General features: G+C 64.4%; 26 protein-coding genes and 1 pseudogene. 13 read left to right on the forward strand and 14 right to left on the reverse strand.

Annotated elements, in window-relative coordinates:
- Positions 1-85: 85 nt before the first annotated feature.
- Positions 86-235, reverse strand: coding sequence for a hypothetical protein (locus tag ACEWFR_RS11025; protein ID WP_006184973.1), 150 nt, complete (start codon positions 233-235; stop codon positions 86-88).
- Positions 236-354: 119 nt separating this feature from the next.
- Positions 355-1113: a nickel pincer cofactor biosynthesis protein LarB gene (larB, locus tag ACEWFR_RS11030; protein ID WP_374061070.1), complete on the reverse strand. Its 759-nt coding sequence runs from the start codon at positions 1111-1113 to the stop codon at positions 355-357.
- 282 nt (positions 1114-1395) lie between these two features.
- Here larB and ACEWFR_RS11035 point away from each other — a divergent pair, with 282 nt between their 5' ends.
- The 3 genes from ACEWFR_RS11035 (at position 1396) to ACEWFR_RS11045 (ending at position 2595) form a co-directional block, all read left to right on the forward strand.
- Positions 1396-1563 (forward strand): DUF1931 family protein, encoded by a 168-nt coding sequence (locus tag ACEWFR_RS11035; RefSeq protein WP_008013450.1) that lies wholly within the window; start codon positions 1396-1398, stop codon positions 1561-1563.
- Between the two features lie 140 nt (positions 1564-1703).
- Complete coding sequence (locus ACEWFR_RS11040; RefSeq protein ID WP_374061071.1) at positions 1704-2159, forward strand: hypothetical protein; 456 nt, start codon at positions 1704-1706, stop codon at positions 2157-2159.
- Between the two features lie 253 nt (positions 2160-2412).
- Positions 2413-2595, forward strand: a complete 183-nt coding sequence (locus ACEWFR_RS11045; RefSeq protein WP_374061072.1) for a hypothetical protein — start codon at positions 2413-2415, stop codon at positions 2593-2595.
- 22 nt (positions 2596-2617) lie between these two features.
- Here ACEWFR_RS11045 and rpiA read toward each other — a convergent pair whose 3' ends face one another.
- The 3 genes and pseudogenes from rpiA to ACEWFR_RS11060 form a co-directional block, all read right to left on the reverse strand.
- Positions 2618-3325 (reverse strand): ribose-5-phosphate isomerase RpiA, encoded by a 708-nt coding sequence (rpiA, locus tag ACEWFR_RS11050; protein ID WP_374061073.1) that lies wholly within the window; start codon positions 3323-3325, stop codon positions 2618-2620.
- 52 nt (positions 3326-3377) lie between these two features.
- Positions 3378-4235, reverse strand: a complete 858-nt coding sequence (locus ACEWFR_RS11055) for an ABC transporter permease (RefSeq protein WP_374061074.1) — start codon at positions 4233-4235, stop codon at positions 3378-3380.
- A pseudogene (locus ACEWFR_RS11060) lies at positions 4232-5173 on the reverse strand (ABC transporter ATP-binding protein). Before ACEWFR_RS11060 ends, ACEWFR_RS11055 begins: the two are co-directional and overlap by 4 nt.
- 278 nt (positions 5174-5451) lie before the next feature.
- On the opposite strand from ACEWFR_RS11060, the gene ACEWFR_RS11065 reads away from it, so the two are divergent.
- From ACEWFR_RS11065 to ACEWFR_RS11075, 3 genes are all read left to right on the forward strand, one after another.
- Complete coding sequence (locus tag ACEWFR_RS11065; protein WP_374061075.1) at positions 5452-5787, forward strand: hypothetical protein; 336 nt, start codon at positions 5452-5454, stop codon at positions 5785-5787.
- Positions 5788-5873: 86 nt separating this feature from the next.
- A complete protein-coding gene (locus ACEWFR_RS11070; RefSeq protein WP_374061076.1) occupies positions 5874-6650 on the forward strand; it encodes an ABC transporter ATP-binding protein in 777 nt (258 codons plus the stop codon).
- Entirely contained in the window at positions 6647-8020 is a 1374-nt protein-coding gene (locus ACEWFR_RS11075) for an ABC transporter permease (protein ID WP_374061077.1), read from the forward strand. Before ACEWFR_RS11070 ends, ACEWFR_RS11075 begins: the two co-directional genes overlap by 4 nt.
- Positions 8021-8098: 78 nt before the next feature.
- On the opposite strand, the gene ACEWFR_RS11080 is transcribed toward ACEWFR_RS11075, so the two are convergent.
- Both ACEWFR_RS11080 and ACEWFR_RS11085 read right to left on the reverse strand, forming a co-directional pair.
- Positions 8099-8665 (reverse strand): DUF5518 domain-containing protein, encoded by a 567-nt coding sequence (locus ACEWFR_RS11080; protein ID WP_374061078.1) that lies wholly within the window; start codon positions 8663-8665, stop codon positions 8099-8101.
- Positions 8666-8841: 176 nt separating this feature from the next.
- Positions 8842-9963 (reverse strand): AI-2E family transporter, encoded by a 1122-nt coding sequence (locus tag ACEWFR_RS11085; protein ID WP_374061079.1) that lies wholly within the window; start codon positions 9961-9963, stop codon positions 8842-8844.
- 108 nt (positions 9964-10071) lie between these two features.
- Between ACEWFR_RS11085 and ACEWFR_RS11090 the strand changes: the two genes are divergently transcribed.
- The 5 genes from ACEWFR_RS11090 (at position 10072) to ACEWFR_RS11110 (ending at position 14844) form a co-directional block, all read left to right on the forward strand.
- Entirely contained in the window at positions 10072-11190 is a 1119-nt protein-coding gene (locus ACEWFR_RS11090; protein ID WP_374061080.1) for a thiamine ABC transporter substrate binding subunit, read from the forward strand.
- Between the two features lie 4 nt (positions 11191-11194).
- A complete protein-coding gene (locus ACEWFR_RS11095; protein WP_374061081.1) occupies positions 11195-13108 on the forward strand; it encodes an ABC transporter permease in 1914 nt (637 codons plus the stop codon).
- Entirely contained in the window at positions 13105-14151 is a 1047-nt protein-coding gene (locus tag ACEWFR_RS11100; RefSeq protein ID WP_374061082.1) for an ABC transporter ATP-binding protein, read from the forward strand. Before ACEWFR_RS11095 ends, ACEWFR_RS11100 begins: the two co-directional genes overlap by 4 nt.
- Positions 14152-14250: 99 nt before the next feature.
- Complete coding sequence (locus tag ACEWFR_RS11105; protein ID WP_374061083.1) at positions 14251-14562, forward strand: carboxypeptidase regulatory-like domain-containing protein; 312 nt, start codon at positions 14251-14253, stop codon at positions 14560-14562.
- Positions 14563-14640: 78 nt separating this feature from the next.
- On the forward strand, positions 14641-14844 hold the full coding sequence (locus ACEWFR_RS11110) for a hypothetical protein (RefSeq protein WP_374061084.1): 204 nt from the start codon (positions 14641-14643) through the stop codon (positions 14842-14844).
- A 7-nt stretch (positions 14845-14851) separates the two neighbouring features.
- On the opposite strand, the gene ACEWFR_RS11115 is transcribed toward ACEWFR_RS11110, so the two are convergent.
- Together ACEWFR_RS11115 and ACEWFR_RS11120 are read right to left on the reverse strand one after the other, a co-directional pair.
- Positions 14852-16723 (reverse strand): SLC13 family permease, encoded by a 1872-nt coding sequence (locus ACEWFR_RS11115; RefSeq protein ID WP_374061143.1) that lies wholly within the window; start codon positions 16721-16723, stop codon positions 14852-14854.
- 178 nt (positions 16724-16901) lie between these two features.
- Positions 16902-19328 carry an ATP-dependent DNA helicase gene (locus ACEWFR_RS11120; RefSeq protein WP_374061144.1) on the reverse strand — a complete coding sequence of 809 codons (2427 nt, stop codon included), beginning with the start codon at positions 19326-19328 and terminating at the stop codon, positions 16902-16904.
- 139 nt (positions 19329-19467) lie between these two features.
- Here ACEWFR_RS11120 and ACEWFR_RS11125 point away from each other — a divergent pair, with 139 nt between their 5' ends.
- Complete coding sequence (locus ACEWFR_RS11125) at positions 19468-20049, forward strand: DUF1684 domain-containing protein (RefSeq protein ID WP_374061085.1); 582 nt, start codon at positions 19468-19470, stop codon at positions 20047-20049.
- A 311-nt stretch (positions 20050-20360) separates the two neighbouring features.
- On the opposite strand, the gene ACEWFR_RS11130 is transcribed toward ACEWFR_RS11125, so the two are convergent.
- Complete coding sequence (locus tag ACEWFR_RS11130) at positions 20361-21041, reverse strand: class I SAM-dependent methyltransferase (protein WP_374061086.1); 681 nt, start codon at positions 21039-21041, stop codon at positions 20361-20363.
- Positions 21042-21571: 530 nt separating this feature from the next.
- On the opposite strand from ACEWFR_RS11130, the gene ACEWFR_RS11135 reads away from it, so the two are divergent.
- Positions 21572-22150, forward strand: a complete 579-nt coding sequence (locus tag ACEWFR_RS11135; RefSeq protein WP_098725032.1) for a hypothetical protein — start codon at positions 21572-21574, stop codon at positions 22148-22150.
- A 147-nt stretch (positions 22151-22297) separates the two neighbouring features.
- Here the strand turns inward: ACEWFR_RS11135 and ACEWFR_RS11140 are convergent, their stop codons facing one another.
- The 4 genes from ACEWFR_RS11140 to ACEWFR_RS11155 form a co-directional block, all read right to left on the reverse strand.
- On the reverse strand, positions 22298-23080 hold the full coding sequence (locus ACEWFR_RS11140; protein ID WP_374061087.1) for a hypothetical protein: 783 nt from the start codon (positions 23078-23080) through the stop codon (positions 22298-22300).
- Positions 23081-23614: 534 nt separating this feature from the next.
- Positions 23615-24643, reverse strand: coding sequence for a Zn-ribbon containing protein (locus ACEWFR_RS11145; protein WP_374061088.1), 1029 nt, complete (start codon positions 24641-24643; stop codon positions 23615-23617).
- Complete coding sequence (locus ACEWFR_RS11150) at positions 24643-25044, reverse strand: DUF2073 domain-containing protein (RefSeq protein ID WP_374061089.1); 402 nt, start codon at positions 25042-25044, stop codon at positions 24643-24645. Before ACEWFR_RS11150 ends, ACEWFR_RS11145 begins: the two co-directional genes overlap by 1 nt.
- Before the next feature lie 5 nt (positions 25045-25049).
- The gene (locus ACEWFR_RS11155; RefSeq protein ID WP_098725035.1) at positions 25050-25688 is read right to left on the reverse strand and encodes an Era-like GTP-binding protein; all 639 of its coding nucleotides are present in this window, start codon (positions 25686-25688) and stop codon (positions 25050-25052) included.
- Positions 25689-26327: the final 639 nt, after the last annotated feature.

Here is a 26327-nt window from a genome sequence, read left to right on the forward strand (position 1 = left end):
GCTCGTGGCCAGGCGGGGGAGCGTAAAAAGCGTCCGGTCCGGTGGGGGCGCGTGGTCGTTGCTCGTGTGGTCTCGATCGCGATGGTCAGGTGCCGCGAGCGCGCTCTTTCGCGGCTTCCGCGATTCCGGCGTTGGCCGAACAGCTAACACACGCGTGGATCTCGCCGTGTTCGTCGGCGAAGACGCGTGCGAACCGTTCGGAAACGTGCGCGCCGCAGTGGTCACACTTGGGCATTGGTCACACCGGCCGAAGCCGGTACTCGAACGTACCGGGTGAACGGTTAAATATCCTTCCCCATACACTGTGTGAGTTTTCGATAGTAGAAACTATTTTTCCGTAACTAGGTGTGCATGTTAGTCACGAGCGGCATCGATCGCCCGTGCAATCAGGGTCGCCTGAGCCCCGGCGACGAACCCCGCGTCGATGTTGACGACCGACAGCACGGTACACGACTGGAGCATCCCGGCGAGTGCCGCCTCGCCGTCCCCGGCGTGACCGTAGCCGCTCGAGACCGGAACGCCGATGACCGGGGTGTCGACGAGGCCGGCGACGACGGTCGGGAGCGCCCCCTCCCGGCCGGCGGCGACGACCAATACGTCCGCCTCGCGGAATCGATCGAGCTGGTCGAGCGTCCGGGTAAGCGCTGCGACGCCGATATCGTCGACCCGGTCGACCGTCGCACCGGCGTCCAGACAGACGAGTTCCGCCTCGTCGGCGACCGGTCCATCGACAGTCCCACCGGTCGCGATCCCGACCGTCGCGTCGAGCGACGGCGGGTCGTACGCCGGCGTCGTTACTCGGACCGCCCCGCTTCGCCGGTCGATCGTCGCCGCCGGAGCTGTCTCGTCGAGGTGGGCCTCGAGTCGCTCGAACTGTTCGTCGGAGACGCGCGTGAGCAGCGCCCGCCCCGTCGTCTCGAGCGCGGTTTCGGCCAGTGCAACGATCTGTGTGGTGGTCTTCCCCGTTGCGAAAATCGCCTCCGGGACCCCGCGACGCCGGTCGCGGGCCGCATCGAATCGGCCCGCCTCGCCGATGACGTACCCTCTGAGTTCGGCTTCGGCTGCCGCCGGCGACAGCGAGCCGTCGGCGACGGCCTCGAGCAGTTCGCGCATACTCGCCCTCCGCGACCGACGTACTCGAATCCGTCGGCCCGGTCTCGAGACGGAACGGGACCGGCGGTTCCCCAGTCGCTGAACGTGCGCGCGAGCCCCGGAGGACCGCGCGCGAGCCGGATCCACCGGTTCGAGAGCGGCGAAAACCGGGTCCGCCACTCATCGAACATATACTTTCCGGTGGATCGGGTCGTCGAAACGGGCGAATCAACCGCTGCAACCCCCGTATTTCCGTCGCTAAGCAGAATCCTTATATGGGGTAATGCGAAACGAATACATCGTATGGCAGACCTTATCGTCAAAGCCGCCGTTAAGGAAGCGCTCGATGACAAAAACGTCGCCTCGGATTTCTACGACGCACTCGACGAGGAAGTCTCGGAACTGCTCGACGACGCCGCCCGCCGCGCAGAGGCAAACGACCGGAAGACGGTCCAGCCCCGCGACCTGTAAGGCACGCTATCTGAGCGATTTTTTGCGGACGCAAACCGACGTAGCGTAGCCGCCGAACCGATCGCCGGGTCGGTCTCCGTTCGGTTACCTTCGGCTCGCCGGCTCGAGTTTTTTGCCCCCCGACGTGGTACGAGCGGGACATGCTACGGAGACTCCTGATCGCCTTCGGACTCGTCGAGATCGTCATGCCGGAGCCAATCATCGAAATTTGCGAGCGGATCGGCCTGCGAAACCCCGCTGCGACCCAGCGGCGACCGCTGGCACTGACGGGCGCTCGGCTCGAGGGACTGCTCATCGTCTGGCTGCTCGTCCGCGGGCGCGAGGGATCCATCCTGGTCACCGCGGGACTTGGACTCGCCGGGCTGGCGCTCGTGCTCGTCCCGCGACCGATCATCACACTCAGCCAGCACTTCGTCTACGTCAATACCGACGACCTCGAGGTACGGCCCTGGATGGAGCCCGCGGCGCGCCTGCTTGGCGTCCTCTATCTGACCGTCACGCTGCTCTCCCGGAGCACGGGCAAGGGGACGACGAGCGACGAGACGCACGCCGAATCGGACCAGTCGTCGCCCCGGCTCCGCCTCCGCTCGAAGTAACGGCTGAATCATCGATACAGCGAACCACGAAACGAACACTGGCGATCGGGTTCGGCCTGCTCGAGGTGATCGCGCCCGACCTGCTCATCGATTTCGGCAAGCGACTCGCGTTCGGGACCCCCGATCGGGGCAGAGTACGACCGTGGACGATCCCGATCGCGCGACTCGAGGGGCTGGCGTTCGTCCGGCTACTCCATCGTGACGATGTGTACCGGCAGCCCTCGGGACGGGGATCGTCATCGGCGGCTGCCTCATGGCGTTGCTCCCGCGAACGGCCGTCGAATGGGGTCTCGGAACGGCGTACGAGAACCCCGACCTCGAGCTGAGGGGCTGGGTGATACCCGCGACTCGCCTGCTCGGGGCCGTCTACCAGATCGCCGGGCTGTTCTCGCAGGCGGGCGACGCGCCACGCGACTATCCGGAGACGACGGAGTGAGAACTGTTCAGTAGCGACCGCGTCAGTAGCGCCGCACCTCGACGCCTCCCTCGGTGCCGACGTAGGTCGCGTCGGCCAGTCCGACGAACAGGCCGTGTTCCACGACGCCCGGAATCCCCGAGAGTCGCGTCGCCAGCGCGTCGGGGTCGTCGATCGGGCCGAACGCGCAGTCGAGTACCAGATTCCCGTTGTCGGTCACGACCGGGCCGTCCTTTCGCTCGGCGTCCCGAAGCGTCGGCTCGCCGTCCAGTTCCCGAATCCGCTCGGCGACGACCGTGTGGGCGTCGGGGTGGACTTCGAGTGGGACCGGCCGCTCGAGGTGATCGGTCAGCTTAGACGGATCTGCGACGACGAGGAACCGGTCCGCCGCCGTATCGACGAGTTTCTCGCGCGCGTGAGCCGCGCCGCCGCCCTTGATGAGCGCGCCGTGGGCCATCGCGTCGGGGTCGTCGACCACCTGATCCGCGCCGTCGATCGCGAGGTCGACGCCGTCGACCGCGTCGAGTTCCGTCAATGGTATTCCGACCTCGAGGGCCAGTTCGCGGGACTGGAAGGAAGTCGGGATCCCGCGGATCTCGAGGCCGTTCTCGACGGCGCGGCCGAGTGCCCGGATCGCGTGGGCGGTCGTCGAGCCGGTGCCAAGCCCAACGACGGATCCGGCTTCGACGTCCTCGACCGCACGTTCGCCGGCCCGTCGTTTCGCTGCGGTGGAGCCACCCTCCGTCTTCATGGCTATGCAAGCGAGCGGCGACGGGAAAAACGTTGTAACTCGGCGGCGTCGATCAGAGGTCGACGCGGTCGAACCGCCAGAGACCGAATCCGAGCGGGACGAGCGCCCAGATGGCGAGGAGGACGAAGCCGAACCACGGCTCGGCGACGACCGGGAGACTCCCGTCGGTCAGCCCTGCGGTCTCGTACGTGCTGGCTACCGTGAACTGATTGTCACTGAGCACGGCAGCGATCGCGGAGCCGTAGGCGGCGTCGGGCGTCAACGAGTTCATGACGAGGAACCAGTCGGGAAGCGTGTCGGGGAGGAACTCGCCCTCGACGACGTAGAGCAGTGCCTGTGAGAGGAAGCTCCAGAGGAACCAGAACAGCACGACCAGTCCGAACGCACCGATCGCTGCTTTGGTCGTCGACCGCGTCATCGAGGAGAGACCGACGCCGATACAGACGTAGACGAACCCGAACAGCACCGTCACCAGCGTGAAGGTGACGTAGTCGACGATCGAGACCTCACCGATGAAGGCGACGAGTCCGATCAGGCCGACGCCGAAACCGATCAGGATCGAGACGGCTACCACCGCCGTTCGACCGAGCACCTTCCCCAAGACGACGTCACGGCGACGGTGTGGCAGTCCGAGGAGGAACTTCAGGCTCCCGCTCTCTCGCTCGCCAGCGATCGCGCCGTAGCCGACGACCAGAGCGATAACGGGTACGAGAAAGCTCGCCGGCGTCTGCAACGCGAGGATCAGATCGACCGTCGTCTCGCCGCCGCCCGAGTCGAACAGCTCCGATACCCGCGACGCGAGGAACGCGCCGCCAACGGTGAACAGGGAGAAGACGGCGATGAGACCGAGCAGCACGCGGGATCGCATGGCGTCGCGGAAATCCTTCTTCGCGACGACGATCGAACTCACTGTACCACCCCCGTACTACCGGCCGAATCGGACGTGTAGGCCATGAACAGATCCTCGAGCGAGGACTCGTCGGTTTCGAAGTCCTCGACGGTCACGCCGTACTCCTCGATGGTGTGCAACACGGTCGTCTTCGCCCGGTCTTCGCAGGCGACGACGATGGTTCGGCCCTCGGGCGTCACCGACGAGACGCCGTCGACCGATTCGACCGCCTCGAGCGCGGCCGAGGAGTCGTCCGGGACGCGGTCGAGGATCACGCGAAGTCGGGTCTCGTTCGGCATGGCGTCGCGAAGCCCGTCGACGGTGTCTTCGGCGATCAGATCGCCGTCCCGGAGGATGCCGACGCGGTCGCAGACCGCTTCGACCTGACCGAGGACGTGCGAGGAGAAGAAGACGGTCGCACCGCGGGCGTTCTCCTCGCGGATGATCTCGCGCATCTAGCGAGCGCCGTTCGGATCGAGTCCGGTCGAGGGCTCGTCGAGGATCAGCAGGTCGGGGTCGCCGACCAGCGCCGTCGCGAGCATGAGTCGCTGGGCCATCCCCTTCGAGTAGCCGCCGGCCTTCCGGTCGGCATCGTCGCTCGACAGTCCGACTCGCTCGATGAGTTCGTCGGGGTCGTCGTCGGCTCGTTTCGATTCGATCGCGAACTCGACGTGCTGACGGCCGGTTAGCCGGTCGTACAGTTCGGCCCCTTCGGGGAGGATGCCGGTCCGCTCGCGGATCTCGAGGCTGTCCGACTGGGCGTCCAGATCGAAGACGCGTACCTCGCCTTCGGTCGGCCGAATGAAATCGAGGACGAGGTTGATCGTCGTCGACTTTCCCGCGCCGTTCGGGCCGAGGAAGCCGTAGATCTCGCCGCGTTCGACGGTGAGATCCAGTCCCTCGAGGGCCGTTTCGGTACCGTACCGCTTCGTCACATCAGAGATGTCGATGGAGGGCACTGTTTAAGTATCGTAGTTTTTCGAAGTACAAATAGGTTGCCTCATCAGCCCGGGAAGCGGCGACACGAGGGGGGGACGGACGGCACCTGCACCCTCGGCCTTCGGTGAACGGCGATGGGACGGACGACCGGCCGTACTCGCTATTGGTATCGCGGCGACCCGTCGTGCTGTCAATGAAAAGACCTTTATTTAGTGTTTATTGTATATCACGTGTAGAGTGATACGATGAACGAAAACACTCCACGTCCCGTCGGTCGAGCGAGTATCGACCGACACCGATGGTCCCGCATCCAAACGATCGACCGCTCGAGGCGGGTGAGATGATGCTGGAGCGTGCCCTCCTCCCATTACAGACCGACGCAGGCGATCTGATGATGTACTATCTCATCGGGGTGTTGGTCCTTCTCCTCATCACGATCGGCGTCGCCTACTGGGTTTACAAGGACGCCTCGAAACGCGAGAACAACGAACTCTTGTGGACGATCGGCGTTGCCGGACTCCTCTTGCTCTTTCCACCGCTGGGGATTATCGCCCTCATCATCTACGTCGTTATCCGCAGTGACGTGACGAGTGGGGAACCGTCACAGGACGGAGCTGTCAGTAGCGAGTGGTAGGGAAGTCGCCCGCAACCTGCGGTCAGTGACCGCTTTCGGCCGCCGTTGCGCCGAACCTTTTTTGGACCGTCCGTGGTCGAACGCGCATGGCGACTTCGGGCACGGCCGTCTCCCTCTCGAACGTCCGCAAGACATATCGGATCGGTGAACCGGTTCACGCGCTCGACGGTGTCTCCCTCGAGGTGCCACAGGGATCCTACACCGCGATCATGGGACCGAGTGGGTCCGGGAAATCGACGCTAATGAACCTCGTCGGCTGTCTCGATACGCCGACCGAGGGCACGGTCGTCGTGGGGGGTCGCGAGGTCGAGACGCTCAGCGACCGCGAACGGACCCGACTTCGGGGGACCGAGGTCGGCTTCGTCTTCCAGACGTTCAACCTGATGCCGCGGCTGAATGCCGTCGAGAACGTGGCGTTACCGCAGTTGTTCCAGAATGTCGGCCGGTCCGAGCGCCGCGAGCGTGCGCGCGACCTGCTCGAGCGCGTCGGCCTGGCCGACCGGGCGGATCACCTGCCGAACGAACTATCGGGCGGCCAGCGCCAGCGGGTGGCGCTCGCCCGGGCACTGGTCAACGACCCGGCGATCGTGCTGGCCGACGAGCCGTCGGGGAACCTCGATACCGACACCGAGTCCGATATTCTGGACCTCTTCGACGAGTTCCACGGCGGCGGGACGACGATGCTCGTCGTTACCCACGAGCGCCACGTCGCCGAGCGGGCCGACCGGATCATCCACCTGCTCGACGGGAAAATCGAGCGGATCGAGGACCTCAAGGAAAGCGGCGAGTCGCGGGCGGGACCGACGACTGACCGCGGATCGGGACGCGAGGGAAGGCGAAACGGCGGAGGCGACGCCGAATGAACCCGCTCGAGAGCCTCCGTCTCGCGTGGCGGTCGATCCGCGGCCATCGGCTCCGCTCGGCGCTGACGACGCTGGGGATCGTGATCGGCATCGCTGCGGTGATCACGTTCGTCACGCTGGGTGCGAGCCTGCAGGCCGGCGTGATCGGTGACATCAGTCCCGACGATCAGCGCAACGTCTACGGCTGGGCCGCCGAACCCGATACCGAGGGCGGCCCGCTAGCGGGTGCCCAGCCAGTCTTCACGCCGGACGATCTCGCGGCGGTCGAGGACCTCGAGTCGGTCGAGGCGGCCTACGGCTACGCGACGATTCAGACGCAGGCGATCTCGAACGGCGAGGAGCAGGTCGCACAGGGTAACGGGTTGATCGCGTCGGGGCCGTCGTACATCCGCGAGGAGCGGCTGGTCGAGGGCAGGCAGTTCGAAATGGGGGAGCGCGAAGCGGTGATCAACCCCGCGGCGGCGGGCCAGTTCGAGGAGAACGTCAGCGTCGGCGACGAACTGACCGTGACGATACTGGGCGGCCAAGAGACGACCCTCGAAGTGGTCGGCATCACCGATACCAGCGAGGGACTGAGCCCGTTCGAGGGGTTCGAGTCCTCGCCGCGAGTCTACGTACCGACGGATCCCTACTACGCCGAACAGGCAGTCGGACTGGGATTCGGGGGTGACGATGAGAGCAACGGCGACGGCGGAGCCGAGAGCGACGGCAACGAGAGCGGTGGAAACGAGAGTGTCACCAACGAAAGCGCTGGTAACGGAAACGGCGGCGATGGGGATGACACGAGCAGCGACGCTCGCTTTCTGGCGATCATCGTGGAGGCCGAATCGGCCGACCAGTCCGACATCGACGCCGCCCGCGAGAGCGCGACCGACTACCTCGAGAGCGACGCCTCCGACGCGAGCGAGTTCCTGGGCGACGACCTCGAGGTGCAGTTGCAAACGAGTACGGAGCTGCTGGGCCAGCTTCAGGATGTGCTAGATCTCCTGCGGAACTTCATCGTCGGCATCGCAGCCATCTCCCTGCTCGTCGGGTCGATCGGGATCGCGAACATCATGCTCGTCAGCGTCACCGAGCGGACCCGCGAGATCGGGATCATGAAAGCCGTCGGCGCGCAGAACCGCGACGTGCTCGGGCTGTTCCTGACCGAATCGGTGATTCTGGGCGTGATCGGCGCGATCCTGGGAACGGGGCTGGGGCTCGTCGGCGGCTATCTCGGGGCGCAGTACGTCGATCTCCCGCTGGTCTACCCCCTCGAGTACGTCGCGATCGCCATCGCCGTGGGGATACTCGTCGGGGTTCTCGCAGGGCTGTATCCGGCCTGGCGGGCCGCGCGGACGGATCCGATCGACGCGCTGAGGTACGAATGAGGAGCTGAGGCTCTCGATCGAGAGATATCCCCCTGCCACATGTCTCACACCGGACTGTACGATCCCCACGTCGTACGATCAGCGCTCTCGCTCGGAGCCGCGGTCGCGATCCACGTCCGCGTATCGATCGTCCTCGCGTCGGCTCGAGTCGCCGCCCTCGAGCGCGGAGTCGGATTCGCGGCTGAACTCGCGGTCTCGGGTCGACGTCGAACCGGACGTTCGGGACCTGTCCACCGAGTTTGTCTCGAATCCGACCGTTTCACGGGTTCGGCGGTGGCTGTCGGGATACTCCCGCGCGAGGTACGCCCCCAGATACCCACCGAGCAGCGACAGGCCGACGGTGTAGAGGAGGATGAAGGCTCCGACGCCGAGGATCACGAGCGCGAACAGGGCGACCCCTTCGACGGGGACGCCACCGGCGAGTCCGAGACTGAGGAAGCCGAAGAGGAGGAACCCGATCCCTGCGATGGGGAGGAACGCGATCGCTCCGGCCAGCGCGCCCGCGACCGCGCCCGCTCGTTCGTCCGGTCCCTCGAGGAATCCCGCGACGGCCCCGCCGAGGACGGGCGAGAAGGGGATAAACGAGAGGACGACGCCGATGATAGCGCCGATACCCGCGTTGACGATCGTTCGGCTCCGAACCATACCGAAACCAAAGGGTAGCAGAGAGAAAAGTGTCGGTGGTCAAACGGTGTCTGCCGTCGGTGCGCTCGAGCGGTCGGTTCGAACGGTACGGGGGTCAGGCGGTCTGCTGTAATGTGTCCCGGTTCACCCGAATTCGGAATTACAAGTGCGCCGAGACTGCCGTCCAGTCGTCCGTATCAGTCGTCAGCGATCCGTGAACTCGAGTCCTCGAAGGTCGTCTCCGTCTCCCCGAGATCGGTCGGCGGCTCCTCGCGGTTGTCTTCGATGAGTTCGGTGAACGTGGCGTCGCTGTTGACCTCGTCGGCGAGCAGATCGACGGCTTCCACGAAGACGGCAACGATCAGCGGACCGACGACGACGCCGATCGCGCCGAGGGTGAAGAGCCCGCCAGTGAAGCCGACGAAGTAGAGGCTGCCGGAAAAGCCGGCCGACCGTCTGGCGAGTCGCGGGCGGACGGCGACGTCGGGGAGCCAGGCGATGAGACCGAGGCCGAGTACGCCGATCAGCGTCGCCGCGACGAGGTCGCCGACGGCGACGTGATACAGCGTGATCGGAACGACGAGCATGCTCGGACCGATGATCGGAACGAACTGCAAGACCGCGGCGGCGATCGCCAGCGTCATCGCCGCCTCGTAGCCCAGCGCCCAGAACAACGGGTATGCGACGGCGAGTGTCGCGAGCGACGTCGCCAGCTGCAGGACGTAGATGGCGTACAGCGTCTCGCGGGCTCGTCGGGCGAGCGCGTAGACGATATCCCGATAGTCGTGTGGAACCGGTGCGATGGCGGCCCGGCCCGCCTCACTGCCCTTGAGTAGCAGTCCGAACAGAAGCACAACGAATAGCGCGAACTTTATCGCGAGCACCGGCAGTTCCAGCGCGAACGAGGTCGCGGCCCCGCTGAGGAAGTCGAGGACGGAGGACTGTACTTGACCGGCTTCGATCGTATACGTCATCCCGAAGACGGACACCGACGGCTCCCGCGGCAGCGACGCGACGAGGTCGACGACCTGCTCGAGTCGAACGTAGAGCGCGATGACCAACGGCGAGAAAACGGCGACCGCGGTTACGAAGCCGATCAGGGTCGCCGCGAGCGCGCCGGTCCACTCGGTGAGCCCGCGTCTGACGAGCCAGCCCTGGACCGGCATGAGGACGTACGCGACGGTGAGGGCGAAGAGGATGGTTCCGAGTACCTCGAGCAGAATGGCAGCGGTTACGACGCCGAGCGCGACGACGACTCCTGCGAGGACGTACGGACGGCGTCTGTCCGCGCTCTCGTTCCCGAACGTGGTCCCTGACACAGACGTGAGTCTCACCCGACGAACAAAGTCTTTCGGCTCGAGCGATGGTGCTCGAACGGATCGACGTCGATCATGGGTCTTAAGACCACCTAGTGCAACCACCGGGTAATGAAACGGCGAACATTCGTCGGCGCAGTCGGTGGGAGTGCGATCACCGGCGTCGCCGGCTGCTTGACTCGCGACGGGGAGAGCGGCGATCCCGCCACCGACGGCGATCCCGAACCGGACAATCCGGACCTCACGGGAGAGCTCCGAATCGCGACCTACGAGTCGATGGTCGACGGCAAGAATCCGGCCGGGACGTGGCTCAAGGAAGCGTTTGAAGAGGAATACCCCGACGCCACACTGGAGTGGACCGTTCCGAACAACGCTATCAATGACTACATCGATCGCGAGCGGCAAAACGCCGAGATCGATGCCGACGTCTATCTCGGAGTCAATATCGACGACCTCGTCCGAATCGACGACACCCTCGACGAGGGCGGGCTCCTCCGGGAACTCAACGTCGACCGGATCGACAACGCCGGGCGGATCCGCGACGGACTCGACATGGGCGACCCCCACGGCCGAGTGCTCGCCTACGACACGGGGTACATCTGCCTCGTTTACGACGAAACCGTCGTTGACGAACCCCAGACGCTCGACGATCTGACCGAACCGGCCTACGAGGATGCGCTGCTCGCCCAGAACGCCCAGCGTTCCGATCCGGGGAAGGCGTTCCTGCTGTGGACGATCGACGCCTACGGCGAGGACGGCTATCTCGATTACTGGCGCGACCTCGAGGACAACGGCGTTCGCATTCTCGATGACTGGAGCGAATCCTATTCCGGGGCGTACATGAACGGAGAACGGCCGATGGTCGTCTCCTACTCGACCGATCAGGTGTTCGCCGCCGACGCGGGCAACGACATGAGCCGGCACCAGATCGCGTTCCCGAACGGTCAGGGGTACGCCAACCCCGAGGGGATGGGGATCTTCGAGGGAGCGAGCGAACTCGATCTTGCCTACGAATTCCTCGATTTTGCCCTCTCGAGCGAGGCCCAGGCAGTCATCGCCCAGCGCAACGTCCAGTTCCCGGCCGTCGAATCGGAGCACGTCGACCTCGACGAGGAGTTCGACCAGTACGCACACGTGCCGCCGGAGGCAGTGACGATCGGCTACGACGACCTCCGGGGCACCCTCGACGGCTGGGTCGAAAACTGGGCGCGCGAATTCGCCAGCCAGTAGGCCCGTGTCCCGATCGGGAGGACCCAGCCGTTTCGGCCGACGTTGGCATCGACCAGCCGCCGCTCGTCGCTGGCTCGAGCGCCGCGCGCTCGCCCTGACGGCGCTCGCGACGGCCGTCATCCTCGTCGTCATGCTCTACCTGCCGGTCGGCGTCGTCTTCGTCAACGCCGTCTTCGACGACGGCGTGGCGACCCTCGCGTTCTTCCGCGCGGTCCTCACCGACCCGTTCTATTTCGGGGTGCTCGCGGACGTTTTCGCAGAGCCGCTGGCGGCGAGAACGCACCTCGAGTCGCTCGTCGGCTGGCTCGCGGCCGTCTCGATCTCGGTCTCGCTCGAGTACCCGCTCCCCGGAATTCCGCTGCCGGTACCGTGGCCGAGTCTCGAGTTCCCGGCGTTTCGCAAGGGGTTGTTCGGCTTTACGGCCTATCAGGCCGCGCTGTCGACGATCGCGAGCCTCGCGCTGGGACTGCCCGCCGCATCCGTCCTCGCGAACTACGAGTTTCGGGGCCGGCGAACGCTGCGCTCGTTGACGATCCTCCCCTTCGTCCTACCGGGGATCATGGTCGCCGTCGGCTTCTACGCGATGTTCGGGCAAGCGGGGACGCTCAACCAGCTTCTCGCAGTCGCCGGACTCGGGCCGTACCCATTCATCGAGTGGAACCCGCTCGCCATCGTGATCGTCGCTCACGCGTTCTACAACGCGCCGCTGGTGGCCCGCGTCACCGTCGCCGCCTGGGAGTCCGTCGACGTCCGGACAGTCGAAACCGCCCGCAGTCTCGGGGCGAGCCCTCGCCGGGCGTTTCGCGACGTGGTCGTCCCACAGCTCCTGCCGGCCGTCCTGACTGGCGCGCTGTTGACCTTCATCTTCACGTTCATGACCTTCCCCATCGTCCTCGCGCTGGGCGGTCTCCAGCTCGCGACCGTCGAGGTCTGGATCTACGATCGAGTCCGGCAACTCGCCTACGCCGAGGCCGCGACGCTCGCGATCCTCGAGACGGTGCTCTCGCTCGCGCTGACCTACGCCTACCTCCGATACGAGTCCGCCCAGTCCGGGCTGGCTCGAGAAGCCACTGCGCCCTCTCGAACCCCACTCTTTCCGGATCTCCGAACGGCGCTCTCGCCGCGCAGACTGGCGATCATCGGGTATGGACTCGTCACCGTCGTCGTCTTCGTCGGCCCGATGGCGAGCCTCGTCGTCGGCAGCGTGACTGACGGAAGCGGGTTCACGCTGCGTAACTACGCGTTCTTGCTCGAGCGCCAACTCGAGGGAGCCGACTACCAGACGCTGCCGTGGCTCGCGATCCGAAACTCGCTGCTGTTCGGGGTCGCGACGCTGGTCGTCGCCGTGCCGATGGGCGTGGTCGTCTCGGTAGTGACGGTCCGTGCGGGGCGGGGCGGGGCGATCGTCGACACCCTGGCGATGCTCCCGCTGGCGGTCAGCGGCGTCGTCTTCGGAATCGGCCTGCTACAGGGCCTCGTCTTCGGCATTCCGCTGCCCGGCGGCTGGCGATTCCAGGTGACGGGCGCGGTCGCGATCGTCGCCGCTCACGCCGTCGCAGCCTACCCCTTCGTCACGCGCAACGTCTCGCCGCTCCTGTCGAACCTCGATCCGGCGATGGTCGAATCCGCTCGAGCGCTCGGTGCCTCCCGATATCGTGCGCTTCGGGACGTCGAACTCCCGCTGGTGGCCAGCGGCATCGTCGCTGGAGCCGCCTTCGCCTTCGCTATCTCGATCGGGGAGTTCTCTTCGACGGTGATTTTGGCCAGCGGCAGCGAGGCGTACACCATGCCCGTCGCCGTCGAGCGCTACCTCGGCCGCCGCTCCGGGCCCGCGATCGCCATGGGAACGGTGCTGTTGGGCGTCACGGCCGCGAGCTTCGTCGTCGTCGACCGCGTCGGCGGGAGGTTCGAGCGATGACCGGCCTCCGCCTCGAGAACGTATCGAAGGTCTACGGTGCGGACGAAGCCGGAACCGTTGCGCTCGAGGGCGTCGATCTGACGGTTCGCGACGGGGAGTTCTTCACCCTCGTCGGCCCCTCCGGGTGCGGAAAGACGACCACGCTGCGAACGATCGCCGGATTCGAGGAGCCGACCGAGGGAGCCGTCCGCTTCAACGAGCGCGAGATGGCGGGCGTCCCGCCCGAACGACGGGATGTCGGCGTCGTCTTCCAGAGCTACGCGCTGTTTCCACACATGAACGTCGCCGAAAACGTCGGCTATGGCCTCCAGTTTCGTGAGCCGCCCGACGGACTGTCGGTCGACGAACGCGTCGCCGAACTACTCAATCTGGTCGATCTCGAGGGGATGGGTGACCGAAGCCCCGACCAACTGTCCGGGGGCCAGCAACAGCGGGTGGCACTGGCTCGAGCGCTCGCGCCGGCTCCGGATCTGCTCGTGCTCGACGAGCCGATGAGCGCGCTCGACGCCCAGCTCCGGGAATCGCTGCGCAGACAGGTCAAACGGATTCAGTCCGAACTCGAAATCACGACCGTCTACGTCACCCACGATCAGGCGGAGGCGCTGGCGATCTCGGATCGGGTCGCGGTCATGAACGGCGGCCGCGTCGAGCAGGTCGGTCGCCCACAGGAGATCTATCGGGAGCCAGCGACGCGGTTCGTCGCGGAGTTCGTCGGCGACAACAACGTCTTCGACGGCGAGGTTCGGAGCCGCGAGGGCGAGTACGCGCGGGTCGACATCGACGGCGAGCGATTCACGCTGCCCGCGCCCGACGGAACCGATCGGTTCACCTTCTGCGTGCGGCCGGGTGCGCTCTCGCAGTCCGTGGAGCGAAACCGGCTGACGGTGAGCGTCGAGACCAGCGAATTTCTCGGCGAAACCGTCCGCGTCAACGGTCGGTGGAACGGTGGGCGGATCGTCCTCCGACTTCCCGCGGTTCCCGACCGCGACGAACTGACGGTCGGATTCGACCCCGACGACGCACACGTCGTCGATTCGCACTGAGAGCCGTCGTCGGTCGTTTCGGCCGTTCCGGAAAATCGTCTCGGCCGACCCGGAACACGCAAGCGGCCCTCTTTCACGACAGTCGTGGAACCACCCCGCATGAGGGTTACTCGACAGCTCCGGATCGACCTCGAGCGGAGCGAGGTAGCAGTCGGGACTGAGATTACCGTCCGCGTCCGCGATAATCGACGACACGCCGTCGAGGGGGCCGTCGTTTCGATCGACACGAAATCGGTGCGGACGGACGAGCGGGGGCTGTGTCGACTGGGGTTCGACTCGCCCGGATTCTGGAAGCTCACCGCGGCGAAATCGCCGAGCGAGCGCGTGGCGTACAAGCCAGCCTCGGCGCTCGTTCGAGTGGTACCGAACGCGGCGGCACTCCGTCCGTATCGCCCCGCAAGCTCTCGATAGCGGTCATCGACTATCGATTCTCTCGACGACGGCGACGCGTCGCACAGCGTTATCCGACTCGCCACCGTGTAAGATAGCATGGCAGACTCAAAAGACAGCCGAGACAAGCAGGCGGACGACGAGGAGAATCGCCAGCGCGAACGGGAACTAGACGAAGCACTCGAGCGCGGTGACGAGGACGAACCGACGGACGAGACGACGGACGAGGACGAAGCTGAACTGGACGACGCCGAACTAGACGACGAAGAGTCGACCGAGGAGAGCAGCGAAACGGACGAGTAGGGGCCCCCTACGAGAGTCCCCAGAAGAACGCGATTCCGAAGACGGTCACGACGGAGAGTAACAACTGCAGCGGTGCGCCGACCCGGACGAAGTCCATGAACTTGTAGCCGCCCGGCCCGTAGACGAAGAGGTTCGTCTGATAGCCGACGGGCGTGAGGAACGCGGTCGAGGCCGCGAACGTCACCGCGAGGACGAACGCGAACGGATTCGCACCGATCTGGGTCGCAGTCTCGACGGCCACCGGGAGCATCAACACGACGCTCGCGTTGTTGGAGATGACGCCCGTAATGAGGCCCGTCGCGAGATAGAACACCCACAACACGCCGATGGCTGGGAGGTAGGCACCGGTCGAGGCGACGAGGGTTCCCAGGAGATCCGCCCCGCCGGTCTGCTCCAGGGCGATCCCGAGCGGGATGATGCCGGCCAAGAGGAAGATCACGTCCCACTCGACGGCGTCGTAGATCTCTGTCGGCTTGAGGACGCCCGTCGCGACCATCGCGACGACCCCCGCGAGCGCGGTCACGAGGATCGGCAGGGAAAAAGCGGCGAGCCCCTCGAACGCGCCGACGCCGGTCCCGGCGGCGAGCGCAGCGCCGACCGATCCCCACGGAACGGCGACGAAGCCGACGACGCCCGCCATGATCGCCGCCGCGTGGGGGATCTTCTCGGTCCGGTAATCGGGTTCCTCGGGTTCGTGTGCCACGATGAAGTCGTCGTTCTGCGAGAGGCGGTCGATGCTGTCCGGTGCCGCCTGAACTAACAGCGTGTCGCCCACGCGGATCCGGCGTTCGTCCATGTCGCTCCGAACCGTCTCGCCCCGGCTGCGGAAGGCGAGTACGGTCGCGTCGTAGCGCTGGCGAAACGTCGAACTCTCGAGCGACTCGCCGACGAGGAACGAGCCCCGGGGGACGACGATCTCGACGAGGGTCCGGTCGGGGACCGCCTCGGGCTCTAAGTCGTCGGCGGTCTCGGGGCTGCCGGCGAGCGTCAGCGTCCCACGATCGACGAGTTGCTGAACGGTCGGTCGGTTGGCCCGTAGCCGGAGCATATCACCCGATCGGAGCGTCTTCTGGCCGATCGGTTCGATGAACTCCTCGTCGTCGCGGACGACCTGCAGGATGTCGGCGTCGAACTCGACGTGGTCGATGGCGTCGGCGACGGTCGTCCCGATCAGCGGCGAGTCTTCATCGACGACGACTTCGGTCAGGTACTCCTCGATGGCGTAGTCCTGGACGTAGTCCTCCTCGACGGGGACGCGCTCGGGGAGCAGACGGTGACCGACAGTGAGGAGATAGATGCTGCCGACGAGCAGGACGATGATCCCGAGTTTGGTGAACTCGAACATCGAGAACGGCTGCCCGAGCAGCCGCTCGGAAACGTCGCTTGCGAGGATGTTCGTCGAGGTGCCGATGAGCGTGAGCATCCCGCCGAACATCGAGGCGTATGAGAGGGGGATCAGGAGTTTCGAGGGCGATGTTTTTCCCTTGTGGGCGATATCGGAGATGACGGGAACGAGGATGGCGACGACCGGCGTGTTGTTGATGAAGCCGGAGATCGGGCCGCTGACGCCGATCGTCGCCAGCAGCTGTTTGTTGAGGTCGTCGCCCGCGAACGCGGACATCTTCCGCCCGAGTATCTGGACGACCCCCGTCTGGCTGATGCCCGAACTGAGAATGAGCATCGCCAGCACGGTGATCGTCGCCGAATTCGAAAAGCCCGAGGTCCCCTCGGCCGTCGAAATTTCGGTGAAGTTCACGACGCCGTCGGCTCCCAGAACCATCAGTAACACCATAATCAGAATGGCGGTCACGTCGACCGGGAGCAGTTCAGTGACGAACAACACGAGCGCGAGGCCGATGATCCCGAAGACGACCAGCATCTCGGGCGTCACTGTCAGCGAACTCGAGTCGGCAGCCAGTGGGGCAATGCCAGTCTCGAGTGGAAGCAGTCCGGACACAGTTGACGGTCCCACTTCTCTGGCGCTGGCGCTTGAAGGCCCCGATTCGGGGCGAGCTCGCTCGAGGCCCCTACTGACGGCCGATCGACGTGATCACTCGCTACTGCGATGCGAGCCGCGACCGAAATCGCTCGAGGCCGACGTCGAGCATGTCAGGACTGACGGGCTGGAACTCGTCGTCATCGGGCAGATAGGGTCTGACAGAGTCCCAGCTATCGCGGGCGTAGCGCTCGTCGAGCAGGACGCGAACGCCGACGTCTTCGGGGCTGCGGATGACGCGGCCGATGGCCTGCCTGGCCTTCCGAACGGCGGGAATCGTCAGCGCGTAGGTGAAGCCCACACCGGACGCTGACGCGCCCGGCTTGCCCCCCGACTGTCGGTCGGAGACGCCGCCGAACTCGTCGTCGTAGGCCCGACGGACGGCCGTCGTCCGCGGGCTCGAAGTGTTGACGATCGGAACGCCACAGACGACCGCCGCGGCGAGGCGGTCGCCGCTGTAGTCGACGCCCTCGGTCAGCGTCCCCCGCAGGCTCGTGACGAGCACCTTCCCCTCGCCCGCGAAGAACTCGTCTTTGAGCGACTGCGTGGTCTCGTCGTCGCTCGCGGCGTCGAGCAGAACCGGCTTTTCGACTCGATCCTCGAGGACGCCGGCGGCCCACTCGGCCTCGGCGTAACTGGGCATCCCGACGAGGACGTTACCGGAGAGCTGCGCGACTTTCGCGATTGCGTTGGCGTAGGATCGCCGGGTCGGATTGGTTTCTCCCGGACTGCCGCGATTATCGTAGGTGTATTTCGGTGCGGCGACCGCGAAGCTCTCGCGGTTTTCGGCGGGGAAGTGGAGTCCGTACCGCCGCTCGACGACCGGACGATCTTCCTCGCGTGCGAGGTACTGAAGTCCCGTGACTTCGGTGAAGGCATCCATCGGCTCGAGGGTTGCGCTCATCAGGATCCCGCCGCCGAACATGGCGAGACGGTCGCCAATGGCGTCGCTGGGGACGCAGTTGTGCAGAGCCAGCCGGGCGTTGTAGGCCCGCCGCCACGAGTCAGCGGGTTCGGTGTCGTCCCACGTGCGCTCGAGTTCGATCTCCCGGAAGTAATCGGTGTGGCCCTGTCGATACCACTCGCCGAGGACTCGGCCGACGGCGGGTGCGGCGCGGGTTCGATCCTCGTCCTCAGCCTCATTCAGGATCCGCGCGACGACTGCACCGACGGACTCGGCGCGGACCCAGTCGGCGTCGCCGTACCCCGCGTCCGCCCCCCACTCGCTGAGTTCGTCCTCGGCCGGCACGGCCGGGTCACGGAGGGGAATCTCCTCGTCGGGGAGATCGTTCAGGTCAGACTGCCAGCCCCGGTGGTTCCGGTCGAGGTGGGCGGTAACCCGGCGGTCGAGTTCCTCGCGGAGATCCCGGACGAACTCGAGTGTTCGATTGAGCTCCTCATAAGAGACGTCGCTGTCGTTGAGTTCCGCGCGAACGAGGTCTGCGTCGGCGGTCTTGGAGCCGCCTTCGGCCTGCCTCCCTTCGCGCTCGAACTTGATCGGCTGGATGACCCGCGAGAGTTCGGTTTCGGCGTCCCGGAGCGTGCTGTCGGCGACGCCCTCGCTGACCAGATCGCGGACGCGCGGTTCCAGCATGTGGGCCTCGTCGCAGACGACGTACGTCGACTCGTCGAGTAACGCGCCGGTAAAGGAGCCGACGGTTCGGGGGTCGAACGCGTGGTAGTAGTTGCCGATGACGACCTCGACCTCGCCGAGGGCGGCCCCCATCACGGAGTGGGGACAGGTACCGTGTTTCACCGAGCGGGCGACCAACTCCTCCGGGGTGACCATCCCGACATCGGTGAAGTCGTACGGAACCGCCTCCGCGGCCGATCCGTTCTCCTCGTCGTCCGGCAGATCCTCGAGGTACTGCGCGTAGAACGGGCAGTACTCGGTTTCTGCGCCCACGGGCCCGCCATCGCCGTACTCGGGGAGTGCCGGCGGGTACGATGTCGGTTCGCCCGCGGTCTCGAGAAACGTGTTCTTGGACTGGTTACCGCTGTCTGCCAGTCCGATCTGCTGGCTTCGGGCGCGAGCGGCCAGATTCTGTGCGGTCGTATCGCCGCCCTCGCCGGTGAGATCGCGGGTGCGGTCCCGCAGGGTCTCACAGCGGTCGTAGACGTTGCCGTCGTCGAACCCCGCCGCCTTCTCGCGGTTGTACGGACAGACGTCGGCTTTCCCGACCAGCGTGAGTCCGGAAACCGGGTCCCAGTCGGCCGGCAGGTTCTCGTTGATCGTCTCGAGGTCGTCCTCGAACTGGCGCAGTTGCTGTTTGACGCTCGTAAGCACGAACACGCGTTCGTAATCGGTGTCCGGGTCGCGGACGAGGTCGATCCCCGCGGTGAGCGCGATCATCGTCTTCCCGGTCCCACAGGCACCTTCGATGACGGAATAGCCGCCATCCTGTCCGGTCTCGATGGCCGCCTCGATACCGTCGACCTGGGGCTCGTAGGGGTGGGGGTGGCCGAACACCGTCCGCCAATTCGTCATTCTTGCCGTACTCATCGTCGGTCGTCCATAGCGTTGACGGAGTGGATTGGCCGCGCGATGGTATATGAATGTCAGGTGAATAAAAGCGGACGGCCGAGCGGAACGTAACGCCTTCCAGTCCCGCCCGCCTAGATCGGCCATGAGCGACACCGACTCCATCGACGTCGACCACTACCGGGACGAACTCGAGTCGAAACGCGCCGAGAAAGACGAGTTCTTCGCCGACCATCCACAGTCGCCGATCCCGCCGGAGGAGCGAGACGAGTTCGACGGGCTCGACTACTTCAATCCTGACCCGGCCTACCGCGTGAGCGCGACTGCAACTGCTCACGACGATCCGGAGGTCGTGTCGATGGAGACCACCGCGGGCCGCGAGATGCGCTACCTCCGCGTTGTCACGCTCGAGTTCGAACTCGACCGCGAGGACGAGGACTTAGAAGACGGCACGTTCGAACTCGCGGCCTACCAACAGGAGAGTCCGAACGAGGAGCCTCTGTTCGTGCCGTTCCGGGACAAGACGACCGGCCAGCAGACCTACGACGGCGGTCGATACATGGAACTCGAGTCCGAACGGGACCTGACGACCGGCGACGAGATTATCGTGGATTTCAACCTCGCGTACTCGCCGTTTTGCGCCTACAGCGAGACGTTCGACTGCCCGCTCCCGCCCGAGGAAAACTGGCTCGAAATCACGATTCCGGCGGGCGAACGGGACGAGTAGCTCGCGCGTCGTCGCAGTCTCTCCCACCCCACCTCTCGACTCGGTAGTCACGCACGGGTCGAATTCGGTAGCCCTCAAGTGCTCGCTATAGCAGTCAGTACAGCTCTCAACCCCACCACGGGTACGTTTCGACTCGAGCCACCGGGCGTGTTGGGGGCTGTCGCGGAGGAATGGGCGTCTCGAGTGGAAATTGGGGGGTTCAGCCGCCGATGCGGGACGTATCCGACGAACCGATGGGGAAGAAGAAAAGGGAGAGGATCCGCGTCGGACAGTTGCCTCGCGCCAGATATTCGCGCGCACCTATCCGGCGTTCAGGGAGCGACGCCGACGGTCAGCAGCGTCCCGAACTCGCGGTAGCGCTCGACCATGTCCTCGCGAGTATCCCAATCCTCGAGCGGAAACTCGCTCTCGTCGGGGATCGTGATCTCGCGGTCGGGAATAGTATCCTGTTCGGCGACGGATAGCCCCGCATCGCGAAACGCCTCGCGGTACTGCTCGCGATCCCAGCGCGTCATCTCGATCGTGATGAACTCCTGCCACTCGTGGGAGTGGACGTTCTCTTCGTAGTAGTTGACCGCACAGTAGACGGTGCCACCGGGTCGGAGGACGCGCGCGATCTCCTCGAGGGTCTGATGCGGGTCCGCCGCGTAGTAGAACGACTCCATACTCCAGACGTGGTCGATCGAGTCGTCGGCGAAGGGGAGCGCGTCGAAGTCACCCACGACGTAGCCGACGTCCTCGTCGTCCGTATAGCCGGCCGCATTGCGGGCCATCTCCGGTGCGCCGTCGAGGCCGTAGACCCGACCGGCGTCTTTGGTGTCTCGGAGTGCTCGGCCGGCGTACCCGCTTCCGCAGCCGAGATCGAGAATCGTATCGCCGGACTCGACGGGCATCCGTGCGAGGGCGTGCTTGGCGGTGTGCCAGTGGCGATCCTCCATCCCCCTGTCTCGGCCGCTCGTTGCCCACTCGTCGAACTCCTCGCGGACGGTCATATGCGGCCGATGGGAGGCGCACGAATAAACTCGTTCGCATGGACACTGGTCGTTCACATGGCCACTGTCGTTTGCATGGACACTGGTCGTTCGCATGGCCACTGTCGTTTGCATGGACACTGGTCGTTCGCATGGCCACTGTCGTTTGCATGGACACTGGTCGTTCGCATGCCACTGTCGTTTGCATGGACACCGGTAGTCTCCGGTTGCAGTTCTGACTTCGATAACTCCCTTCGTAGCGCTCGGTTGTTTCGTAGCGCTCGTTTCGCAGTAACTCCCGGCGACACCGGCATCGTTCTCACCGCCACGAGAATCACCGACAGTTTCTTTTAGGTGGGCCTAAATTATAGAATTGAAGGGTCGTCAGTGACCGAAATCCGTGGGCATCCGGATTTCGAGTTCGACGCTCGGTGAGTCGTTCTGTCCCACCTCGCCAGTTTTCGAGACCCTTCCGCCGTTTTCGGACGTGTCTCTGCCGTGGAAGATACATCCGCAATCTTAAGGGAGTGCCGAAAGTTGTTCACGTCAATATGGATTATGCGCTCGAAATAGACGGGACCCCGGAAACGATTCCGGGCGGGACCGGCGTACTCCTCTTGCATCCGAGTACCGGCGAAACGGACCGTATCGACACTGATTTCCTCAAGATCGACACCGACAACTTCCTCGTCGTCTCCACGCGAACCACCGCCCGCGAGGTCAGGCAGAAACTCGAGTATTACGACGTCGACGAAGAATGCGCCGAGATCCTCGACACGCTCAGCATCGAACGCGGCTACTCGCGGCGCTCAAGCGACACCGTCCACTACGTCGCCGCCCCCGACGACATCGACGGCATCGTCGAGCACATCGACGGCTTTCTCGACGGCCACGACGGAAAGCTCCGCATCAGTTTCGACTCCGTCACCGAACTCGCCTACTACGCCGGCGACGACCAGGCCCTCGAGGCGGTCGAACGAATCCTCGAACTACTCGCGGAACACGATGCCGTCGGCCTCTTCCACCTCTCGGAGGATCCCCACGACGAGGCGCTCGTCGATCAGTTCCGCGGGCTGTTTGACGGCGTCATCGACCTCGATGAAGACGGCAGCGTCGACACCGAATTTTAAGTAGCGACCGACAACACGCACCGCCGTTTTTGTCGGCAACTTTCGTTCCCGATTCACCGTGTCAGTTTTCGTTCACCGACGCTTCTTCAGGTGAATCTACGCTCGAAACAACGGGCGTGGGCTTTCGACTCGCATGACTGGAAGCGATCAGTCCTCGAGCGAGTCGAACGTCTTCTCGGCCCACTGGATCGCGTACGCCGGCCCGTGATCCAGATAGGCGTCAGTGTCGAGCGCGGCGAAGGGAGCCGGCAGTTCGATCGCGTGCTTGATCGCCGCACACGCGAGTTCGGTCGCGTCCGCGAAGTCCGTGTCACCGCGGGCGACCGCACGCGACAGCCCTGAAACGCGGTCCTCGAGTCGCATTCCCGCGTCCTGCCAGGCGTCGGCGAGTTCGGAATGGTCGTCGTGCCAGTCCGCGAAGACCTCACGAGTCTGCAGACCGACCCAGCCGTCGTACAGCGCCGCAGCGACCTGATAGGTGTCGTTCGGGTCGAGTGGTACGGCTTGATCGAGGTCGCGATACGACTCCTCGAAGAAGCCGATGAAGTGCTCGGGGACTCCGAGATCGAGTTGGACGAGTGCCTCGGCGATCAGAAAGTCGACGAACGCGTCGGGTGAGCCCTCGACCCGCGGTTTGACGATGGCGATCGACGGCTCAGTCTGACGGGTCCAGGCGACGCTGCCGTCGCCCGGCATCCCGATCGTGAGATCCGAACTCGCGTATCGAGCGAGCAGCGTCGGCGCGTCGTCAGGGAGCCAGTCAGCCGGATAGCTCGCGGGCTCGAGGGCATCGACAAGCAGACCGAGATCCTCGGCGTGCGCCGGCGGTAGCGTCTCGAAGTCACGCTCGCAGTCGAGGACTCGAACGTCGGGCGCGCGCTCCTTGCGGACGGCCTCGACCCGTTCCGAAAGTGGACGCGCCTCGAACATCAGGCGAGTGCGGTCTGGAAAACGAGCAGGATCGACAGCAGTGCCGATACGGCGACCGTCGTGAGAACGACCTTGGTTGCGGTGCTCATACTCGAGGCGTCGGTTCCGTATCGCTTAAATCCATCTGTCTCGGCTCGCTACTCCTCGCTTCGAACGCTCCTCTTCGCTTCGAACGCTTTCTGTACCGCCAGTCGCTTCGAGCGCGCAATTGGCTCGAGGGAGTTCGGCGAGCGATAACCGCCGTGCCGACACCCCCTGCTTCTCGTGGAACACCCATCGTTTCTCGTCGAGTCGACGGCTCGACAGAAACTGCTACGAATTCGAGGGTGTCCGGAGAATCAGCTCTCAGGCTGTCGGTCGTCGTATCGTTTGAGACCAACATTTCGAGTGGACACAGATTTGTCGAGAGGATAGCTTTTATTGGAGAATATAATGGTTCTGCAGTAGAAATGATCCGGTGTCATTTCGAGGGTGGTTCATTGCCGAACGCATGATTTTCGACGATTCGATCAGCTATGCTGGCGTTCGACTCACTCAATCATCGCTGTCGTCTCCCTCGCGCCACGAATCCGGAACATCGATGACGTACCGGCCGTCCTCCTGCAGGGAGATGATGTACTCGTCGCGATTGTAGAGTTCCATCAGGTTGAGTTCGTACTGACCCGGGCGAACGATCTTGATGCTCTCGAACTGTTCGTTGAGTTCTTCCCGGAGATCTTCGATCGACGGACGATCCCCGCTGGGTTCGCTGACGACGCGGCCATGTTCCGGCGGGGCGTCGGTTCCGGTCGTCGAGGCGTCACCTGCGCCGCCACCAGCAACGTCGCGCTCAGTCTCGGCCGGATCGAATCCGTCGGAATGAGCGGGAAGGTCGTCCGGGCGAACGACCTCACTGCGGGCGTCGGCCTGCGCCGAGTTCTCGTCGTCGATCGTCGTGGTTGGACCGTCGGGTCGCTCGCTCGAGTGCTCGACATTGACGGACTCCTCGTCCGGTGGCTCGCTCGATGCGCCGGATCGGTCCTCGGGTCGCCGCGCCGTCTCCGGCCAGTCGGCGAACTCTCCCTCCGCCGAGGCGTCCGGTTCGGTGGTGTCGGGTCGCCCGCTCGAGGGCCAGGATTTGTCCGACTTCGAGGATGGATCCGAATCACCGGGTGGAGACTCTGATGAAGTCTCGGGTGGAGACTCCGATGGAGTCTCGGATGGAGAGTGGACGCCTGAACCGGCGTCCACTCTCGGCGACGGCTCCGCGGGGTCCGAAGCGTCCGAGGAGCCACCGGGCATCCAATCGCGAACCGTCTCCGCGGCGCGCGTCGTGACGCTCTCAGATTCGGTGGACGGGTCCGTCGTGCCGGGACTGTCGGCCGAATCGGCGACACCGGCGGATTCGACACCGGTGACGGGCTCGGCCGATCCAGCGGTGGCGTCCCCGTCGAACGATTCAGCTGCGGCCGCGGTAGTCGGTGCGAACTGGAACTTGTTCCCACCGCAATCGGGACAGCCCGACAGCATCTCCTTGGAGCCGTCATCGAACGTCCGGCCGCAGTTCGTACACTGGTGTGGCATTAGTTACGGGACACGAGCGCGCTGATGAGCGTTTCGTCCTTGTGGAGCGTCTCGATCTGGTTCGCCGGTCCGATCACCGTCAGCTTCGCCTCCGGCTCGTCGTTACCCATGATCCGGCCGAGTAACGACGAGTCGCGGGTCTCGGACTTCGGATAGGTCTCGATCTCGATCCCGTTGAACTCGTCGGGACTGATCTCGGCCATCGTCACCTCGATGAGTCGGCTCTCCTCGTCGGGCGTCAACCCCTCCTCGAGGATGACGATGTTGCCGTCGTGGACGCCGTCCAAGATCATTCTGATCTTCTCCATCGTCGCCATGCCGTCCATGCGCTCGCCGCTCATCAGGTCGATCTGTACGCCGTCGGCCGGCTCCGAATCGTCTGCGTTGGTTGCTTTCGGCATCGATATCACCCGAAGTACTCCGCGATCTTCCCGTACACTTCGTCCATGTTCTCTCCTTCCTTCGCGGAGAGGGGAACGGTCGTGTGCTGCGGAAAGGCGTCCTCGATCCGCTTGACGCTCGATTCCTCGAGGTCGGTCTTGTTCGCGAAGATGAGCACCGGGAGATCACGGGATTCGACGATACCGATCAGCATCGTATTGACCTGCGTGATCGGATCCTCCGCACTATCCAGGACGTAGATAACGCCGTCGACGTCCTCACGCAGCCAGTGCATCGCCTCGGCGACGCCCTCCGTCGCTTCGCGGGAGCGACGAATGGCGTCGTCTTCGTTCATCTCGTCGGTGAACTCCTCGTAATCGACCTTCGTCGTCACGCCGGGCGTGTCGACGATATCGATGGTCACCGTCTTGCCGTCCCGTTCGATCTCGACGTTTTCCTTCCGACGTGCACGACGCGTCTCGTGAGGGACGTGACTCTCCGTACCGACTGCGTCACCGGTCCAGTCACGCGCGATACGGTTTGCGAGCGTTGTTTTGCCAGCGTTGGGCGGACCGTAGATACCGATTCGTTTGGGCTCCTGTTCCGAAAACAGGCGATCCGCAGCCCGAGAGATACTATCTTTGAGTTCTGTGAATAGTCCCATCTGTGGGGGCCTCCAGCACCGCGGGGTGCATCTGCGCGTACTACTGAGCGAACTCACTTAAGCCTACGTCAGACGTGTTGACAATTCGGTCGAGCGGAGTGTCAGAATACGGGATGAAACGAAAACTCGAGTTGCGAGTGGATCTGAATTACTCGAGTTACGAAGGGACGACGCGATTGTTTCTGAACCAAGCGGAGTTTCTGAATTGAGCGGAGTAGTGATCCGAAATCTGCGGTTGGAGATGATGAAAATTGGAGATGATGAAACGGGAAATAGCGGATCTGACTGGGAACTAGATTGGCATGAGATAACATGCCACAATAATCTTGTGGTGGGATAACACAACACAACTAACGATTCGAGCCCCCCACCCCTTCGTTTCGAGTGGAGACGAACGAAGGCACGGCTCAACGATCGGCGGAGTTGTCGGTCTAATACCCCCCTTCTTCGACTCGAGACGAATCGTTGAGGCCAGAGACGGCCGAATCGACCAATCAAGAGGGTTCTAGTAACAAATACTGTAATCTAGTAGTCCCTGTAGTTCTAGAAAAAGATTCTAGTTGGTTCTAGCAATACAAACAAACAGCCTAGTAATATGGTTTTGTCTGCTAGTTCTACGGATACCTTTTCTGTGCCATT

Origin of the sequence: Natrinema sp. H-ect4, from assembly GCF_041894845.1 — an archaeon.
Classification (GTDB): domain Archaea; phylum Halobacteriota; class Halobacteria; order Halobacteriales; family Natrialbaceae; genus Natrinema.

What these genes read in the sequence shown, in the direction of transcription:
- ACEWFR_RS11025 (WP_006184973.1), bottom strand. Translation starts at nt 235, where the DNA reads ATGCCCAAGTGTGACCACTGCGGCGCGCACGTTTCCGAACGGTTCGCA.
- larB (WP_374061070.1), bottom strand. Translation starts at nt 1,113, where the DNA reads ATGCGCGAACTGCTCGAGGCCGTCGCCGACGGCTCGCTGTCGCCGGCG.
- ACEWFR_RS11035 (WP_008013450.1), top strand. Translation starts at nt 1,396, where the DNA reads ATGGCAGACCTTATCGTCAAAGCCGCCGTTAAGGAAGCGCTCGATGAC.
- ACEWFR_RS11040 (WP_374061071.1), top strand. Translation starts at nt 1,704, where the DNA reads ATGCTACGGAGACTCCTGATCGCCTTCGGACTCGTCGAGATCGTCATG.
- ACEWFR_RS11045 (WP_374061072.1), top strand. Translation starts at nt 2,413, where the DNA reads ATGGCGTTGCTCCCGCGAACGGCCGTCGAATGGGGTCTCGGAACGGCG.
- rpiA (WP_374061073.1), bottom strand. Translation starts at nt 3,325, where the DNA reads ATGAAGACGGAGGGTGGCTCCACCGCAGCGAAACGACGGGCCGGCGAA.
- ACEWFR_RS11065 (WP_374061075.1), top strand. Translation starts at nt 5,452, where the DNA reads ATGGTCCCGCATCCAAACGATCGACCGCTCGAGGCGGGTGAGATGATG.
- ACEWFR_RS11070 (WP_374061076.1), top strand. Translation starts at nt 5,874, where the DNA reads ATGGCGACTTCGGGCACGGCCGTCTCCCTCTCGAACGTCCGCAAGACA.
- ACEWFR_RS11075 (WP_374061077.1), top strand. Translation starts at nt 6,647, where the DNA reads ATGAACCCGCTCGAGAGCCTCCGTCTCGCGTGGCGGTCGATCCGCGGC.
- ACEWFR_RS11080 (WP_374061078.1), bottom strand. Translation starts at nt 8,665, where the DNA reads ATGGTTCGGAGCCGAACGATCGTCAACGCGGGTATCGGCGCTATCATC.
- ACEWFR_RS11090 (WP_374061080.1), top strand. Translation starts at nt 10,072, where the DNA reads ATGAAACGGCGAACATTCGTCGGCGCAGTCGGTGGGAGTGCGATCACC.
- ACEWFR_RS11100 (WP_374061082.1), top strand. Translation starts at nt 13,105, where the DNA reads ATGACCGGCCTCCGCCTCGAGAACGTATCGAAGGTCTACGGTGCGGAC.
- ACEWFR_RS11105 (WP_374061083.1), top strand. Translation starts at nt 14,251, where the DNA reads ATGAGGGTTACTCGACAGCTCCGGATCGACCTCGAGCGGAGCGAGGTA.
- ACEWFR_RS11110 (WP_374061084.1), top strand. Translation starts at nt 14,641, where the DNA reads ATGGCAGACTCAAAAGACAGCCGAGACAAGCAGGCGGACGACGAGGAG.
- ACEWFR_RS11115 (WP_374061143.1), bottom strand. Translation starts at nt 16,723, where the DNA reads ATGCTGGTCGTCTTCGGGATCATCGGCCTCGCGCTCGTGTTGTTCGTC.
- ACEWFR_RS11120 (WP_374061144.1), bottom strand. Translation starts at nt 19,328, where the DNA reads ATGACGAATTGGCGGACGGTGTTCGGCCACCCCCACCCCTACGAGCCC.
- ACEWFR_RS11125 (WP_374061085.1), top strand. Translation starts at nt 19,468, where the DNA reads ATGAGCGACACCGACTCCATCGACGTCGACCACTACCGGGACGAACTC.
- ACEWFR_RS11130 (WP_374061086.1), bottom strand. Translation starts at nt 21,041, where the DNA reads ATGACCGTCCGCGAGGAGTTCGACGAGTGGGCAACGAGCGGCCGAGAC.
- ACEWFR_RS11135 (WP_098725032.1), top strand. Translation starts at nt 21,572, where the DNA reads ATGGATTATGCGCTCGAAATAGACGGGACCCCGGAAACGATTCCGGGC.
- ACEWFR_RS11140 (WP_374061087.1), bottom strand. Translation starts at nt 23,080, where the DNA reads ATGTTCGAGGCGCGTCCACTTTCGGAACGGGTCGAGGCCGTCCGCAAG.
- ACEWFR_RS11145 (WP_374061088.1), bottom strand. Translation starts at nt 24,643, where the DNA reads ATGCCACACCAGTGTACGAACTGCGGCCGGACGTTCGATGACGGCTCC.
- ACEWFR_RS11150 (WP_374061089.1), bottom strand. Translation starts at nt 25,044, where the DNA reads ATGCCGAAAGCAACCAACGCAGACGATTCGGAGCCGGCCGACGGCGTA.
- ACEWFR_RS11155 (WP_098725035.1), bottom strand. Translation starts at nt 25,688, where the DNA reads ATGGGACTATTCACAGAACTCAAAGATAGTATCTCTCGGGCTGCGGAT.